Here is a 4,650-nt window from a genome sequence, read left to right as displayed (position 1 = left end):
ATTGGCAAAAGCCGATATAAGATCATTCGGATAATTTCTGAAGCATACAATGCAAAAAGCGAGTCGCTTCACCACCAGTAACCGCTCGATGATCAAAGGTCAGGGAGATAGGAAGAACCCGGTGATTCTGAATCTGGCTGTCTTTGCTCACTACCCGGGTTCTCAGTCGGCCGATACCAATGATGCACACCATGGGGGGCACAACGATAGGTGTAGCGAACTGACCCGCGAAGACACCAAAGTTGCTGAGAGTGATGGTGGCACCCTGCATTTCTGATGGCGGAAGGCTGCGTTCCTCAACTGCTTTTCGAAATTTGTTAATGCTGTTTCTCAGCGAAACGGCATCCTGTTTTTCTGCGTCTCTGATGACCGGTACAAACAAGCCCTCTTCACTGTCAACCGCCAGTCCCAGGTGAACAGAAGGAAAGACTTCACGACTCATCATCATTTCATCAAACCAGGCGTTCAGTGCAGGCTCTTCCTTGCAGGCAGAAGTAATGGCTTGAATCAGTCGAACGGTAATGTCTGCCCCTTTCGGCCAGTGCTCAATATCCACATCATCAAACAGAGTGACAGGTACCACCTCGGCATGAGACTGCGACATGGTTCGAGCCATGTGTTTTCTGACTCCTTTGAGAGGCTCAGGGTTTTTCAGAGGGTAGCTGTGACGAACGGAGTCTCTGCCAACACTTTTCGGATCGATGGATACACCGAGTTTGGCGGCCAGCTCACTGATGTGACCTTTGGTTGCAGCAGGGGCGCTTGCTGAGTCAGGTGGTGTACCAATAAAAAAGCTGTCATCGGAGCTGTCATCATGAGCGGCGGTTGTCAGCTCGCCGACTACCGTGCCGGCATCTTCCTGATCACTGATAAACTCCAACAGAGGTGCTCCGGTCATGATGGTGTCGCCGGGTTTGCCACAGAGTTTTGCCACAACACCACTGATGGGTGAAGGCACGTCGACAATCGCTTTGGCGGTTTCGACCGAGACAATAATCTGGTCTTCTGTGACGGAGTCGCCTTTCTCAATATGCCATTCAACAATATCGGCTTCGGGAATGCCTTCACCCAGGTCGGGCAGGTTGAAAAATTTCATATTGTTGTCCTGTCCTGCTGATATCAGTGATACGCCAGTGTTTTCAAAGATGCCTTAATGATGTCATCAGGCTGGGGAAGATAATGACTTTCCATCCGGTAATAGGGCATGGTCGTATCATATCCTGTCACCCGTTCGATCGGTGCTTTCAGATCCATTAGAGCCTCCGAGGCCAGCTCGGCAGCAATTTCAGCACCGACGCCAAAGCTTCGGCAGGCTTCGTGAGTAATCACGCAACGACCTGTTTTGCGGACCGAAGTCAGAATGGTTTCCATATCAAGAGGCTTTATCGTGGCGACATCAATCACTTCGACTGAAACGCCATATTGTTCCAAAGTTTTGGCTGCCTGAAGGGTTTCACTCACGGAAGCTCCCCAGCTGATCAGAGTCAGGTCGGAGCCTTCCCTGAGTGTGAAGCACTTGTCCAGCGGTAACAGAGGTGTCTCTTCAGAGACGTCCTGTTTGACTGCTCGATAGATGCGCTTGGGCTCCAGGAACAGAACCGGATCAGGGTCATTAATCGCAGAGCGTAACAGTCCGTAAGCCCTGACCGGTGATGATGGAATGACTACTCTGATGCCGGGAATATGGGCAAACAGGGCTTCTGTACTTTCAGAATGATGCTCGGGAGCGCGGATACCCCCACCAAAAGGCGCTCTGACCACCATTGGGCAGCTCAGGCGTCCACGGGTACGGTTTCGCATTCGGGCAGCATGACACATTAACTGTTCCATGGCAGGAAAGATGAATCCCATGAATTGGATTTCTGCAACAGGCTTCAGGCCCTGAGTTGCCATTCCAATACTGATACCGGCGATCATGGCTTCAGCCAGGGGCGTGTCCATGACCCTTTTCAGACCGTACTTGTCTCTCAGGCCCTGAGTCGCGCGGAAAACACCACCGTTCACACCGATGTCTTCACCCAGTACGACGACCTCAGGGTCTTGTTTCATGGCGTGATCCAAAGCCAGATTGACGGCTTCAACCATGGTGATTTTCTCTGCGGTGTTGTCCACAGCCGATCGGATCAGGTTTTCAGATACTGAGCTATTCATCAATGCGTTCCTCCTTCGGCTTTAGCCATGGCGGCCTGCTTTTGCTTCTCCAGTTGCGGGGGCATATTGGCGTAGGTGTAATCAAAGAGGTCGCTGATAGCAGGGAGTGGCGTTTCCAGATAGGTTTTGACTTCTTTCTCGACCAGAGCGGCGGCTTCCTGCTTCAGTTCCTGTTCTTTCTGCTCATCCCATTGACCACGGTGATACAGGAAGTTTCTGAGTCGTTTTATCGGTTCCTTATTCCAGGCATCTTGCAGCTCTTCACTATTACGATAGCGACTGGCGTCGTCTGCTGTAGTGTGGTCACTCAAGCGATAGCTGACGGCTTCAATCACGGTGGCACCTTTGCCGCCCCTGGCACGACTCATGGCTTCACTGACGACTTCGTGCAGAGCAACAACATCGTTACCGTCGACTTGTACAGAAGGCAGCCCGGCAGCCAAGCCTTTTTGAGCCAGAGTCGGTGCTCCGGACTGAATGTTGCGAGGAACAGAAATAGCCCACTGGTTGTTGTTGATGATAAATACCAGGGGCAGCTGCCAGACACCGGCAAGATTCAGAGCCTCTGTAAAGTCTCCTTTGGACGTGGCGCCGTCGCCCAGAGACACCACAGCCACCTGAGGTTCGTGTCGAATTTTAATCGCGGTAGCCACCCCCGCAGCATGGCCCGCCTGAGTAGCAATGGGCACACAGTTCGGGAAATCATGACCCCAGGCTGGACCGGCGCTGCCTCGCTCATCTCCACCCCAATAGAGCATGACATCGGAGAGCGAAACCCCGCGTGACATTAGGCCGGGTAGGTCGCGGTAGTAAGGAATCAGTACGTCTTTTTTCTCCATCAGAGAACAAAAAACGGTGCTGATCGCCTCCTGCCCGAGGCAGGATGGGTAGGTTCCCATCTGGCCGGTTCTTTGCAGGGCGACGGCCTTGGCATCTCCTGCTCTGGCTATGACCATTGTGCGATAGTAATGAATCAGGGTGTCCTTATCCTCAATCCATTCAGGCAAGCTGTGAAGGACCTCCCCCTCCTCATCAAGGTACTGGTAGAACGGAATCTGACAGGAATCTTTGGTTTTCATAAGGCGCGCTCCAGCATTTTTTACTGTGGGACTCTTTTGATCACCGGGGTAAAAAGAAATGCGCATACCCATGGCTGTGATAAGTAATGGCTGCAAGCAGTCGTCAGGCGCTCAGTTGTCCGGATTGCTCTTCATATAGCAAAGCTTCTGCCATGTGATCGGCAATCAGACTGCTGGGAGTCCGGTGTTGCTGTTCATAGCGAAACACCCTCAGCAGAGTATCCTCTATGGCGTTGATACGATGATTCATTTCGTTCTGTGATTGACCTTGGTGTGTCATCGCAACGAAGATGAGTCCACCGGCGTTGATCAGGTAGTCAGGTGCATAGAGGATTCCCTTGTCAAACAGCCACTGACCACACTCGGGAGTCAGCAGTTGATTGTTGGCCGAGCCTGCTACAGCAGCGCATTGCAACTGATTGATAGTGTTTTCGTTGAGAATGCCTCCCAGGCCACAGGGGCTGAAAATGTCACAGGGAACTGAATAGATTTCCTCAGCACTTACGGCAGTTGCCTTCAATTCCTCAACGCACTGCTGAACTTTTTTTTCATTAATATCTGTGACAATCAGTTTGGCGCCGTCCTGATGCAGTAACTGGCAGAGGGCATAGCCCACATTACCGAGACCCTGAACAGCGATTGTTCTGCCTTTTAGTGAAGAGCCCAATTCCGGATGAGCTTTCAGCGAAGCCTGAATGCCTTTGTAAACACCGAGAGCGGTTGAAGGAGCAGGATTACCACTCGAAGAAGTGCAGGAAACGTGTTGAGTTTGAGAGGCGATGGTATCCATGTCAGAGACTCTTGAGCCGCTGTCCATTGCAGTGATGTAGCGGCCTCCGAGTTCGTCTATGAATTGGCCAAAAGCTTTGAACAGCTGCTCCCGATCGTAGCGGCCTTCCGGCTCCATGATGACGGATTTGCCGCCGCCGAGATCCAGACCGGCAAGAGCCGCTTTATAGCTCATGCCTTTGGCAAGACGGATAGCATCGGTCACGGCATCTTCAGTTGAGGTGTAGGGTATTATACGACAACCGCCGAGGGCTGGTCCTCTTCGGGTGTTATGGATTGCAACGATCGCTCTGAGACCTGAGGCTTCATCGTATTTCAGATGAATGTCATTGAGCCGGGCCTCTTTTATCTGTCTGAACATAACGGGATCTCTCCGCATGTGTCAGAGCTGATAATGCTCTGTTTTGCTTATTGTTATTTTTTTAGTTGCCAAGGGTCAGGGTGATGGCCCAAAGCGGCGGTGATAGAGGCTTTTAGCCTCTTCATCGATTACAATACTTCGGCAGGGGTATTGTCAACTGGAGAATTATGAAAGAGGTTGTTCCTATAGGTCACGAATCAGGCGGTTAAAACTGTCCCTGGTTTTGGCAGATTAATGACTCACAGAAGATGAAAAGAGATTGATGATCAA

General features: G+C 51.4%; 4 protein-coding genes. All 4 read right to left on the bottom strand.

Features of this window, described 5'->3' with window-relative positions:
* Nucleotides 1-22: 22 nt before the first annotated feature.
* The 4 genes from KDK19_RS23895 to KDK19_RS23880 all read right to left on the bottom strand — a co-directional run bounded on the left by KDK19_RS23895 (nucleotide 23) and on the right by KDK19_RS23880 (nucleotide 4,380).
* Nucleotides 23-1,096, bottom strand: coding sequence for a dihydrolipoamide acetyltransferase family protein (locus tag KDK19_RS23895; RefSeq protein WP_257293106.1), 1,074 nt, complete (start codon nucleotides 1,094-1,096; stop codon nucleotides 23-25).
* Between the two features lie 23 nt (nucleotides 1,097-1,119).
* Nucleotides 1,120-2,151, bottom strand: coding sequence for an alpha-ketoacid dehydrogenase subunit beta (locus KDK19_RS23890; RefSeq protein WP_257280338.1), 1,032 nt, complete (start codon nucleotides 2,149-2,151; stop codon nucleotides 1,120-1,122).
* Complete coding sequence (gene pdhA, locus KDK19_RS23885) at nucleotides 2,151-3,230, bottom strand: pyruvate dehydrogenase (acetyl-transferring) E1 component subunit alpha (RefSeq protein ID WP_257280339.1); 1,080 nt, start codon at nucleotides 3,228-3,230, stop codon at nucleotides 2,151-2,153. The genes KDK19_RS23890 and pdhA overlap by 1 nt, the downstream gene beginning before the upstream one ends.
* Before the next feature lie 103 nt (nucleotides 3,231-3,333).
* On the bottom strand, nucleotides 3,334-4,380 hold the full coding sequence (locus tag KDK19_RS23880) for a Glu/Leu/Phe/Val dehydrogenase dimerization domain-containing protein (RefSeq protein WP_257280340.1): 1,047 nt from the start codon (nucleotides 4,378-4,380) through the stop codon (nucleotides 3,334-3,336).
* Between the last annotated feature and the right edge of the window lie 270 nt (nucleotides 4,381-4,650).

It is taken from the genome of Endozoicomonas sp. ONNA1, from assembly GCF_024606325.1.
GTDB lineage: Bacteria > Pseudomonadota > Gammaproteobacteria > Pseudomonadales > Endozoicomonadaceae > Endozoicomonas_A.
This window is presented reverse-complemented; position numbering and strand designations above follow the sequence as displayed.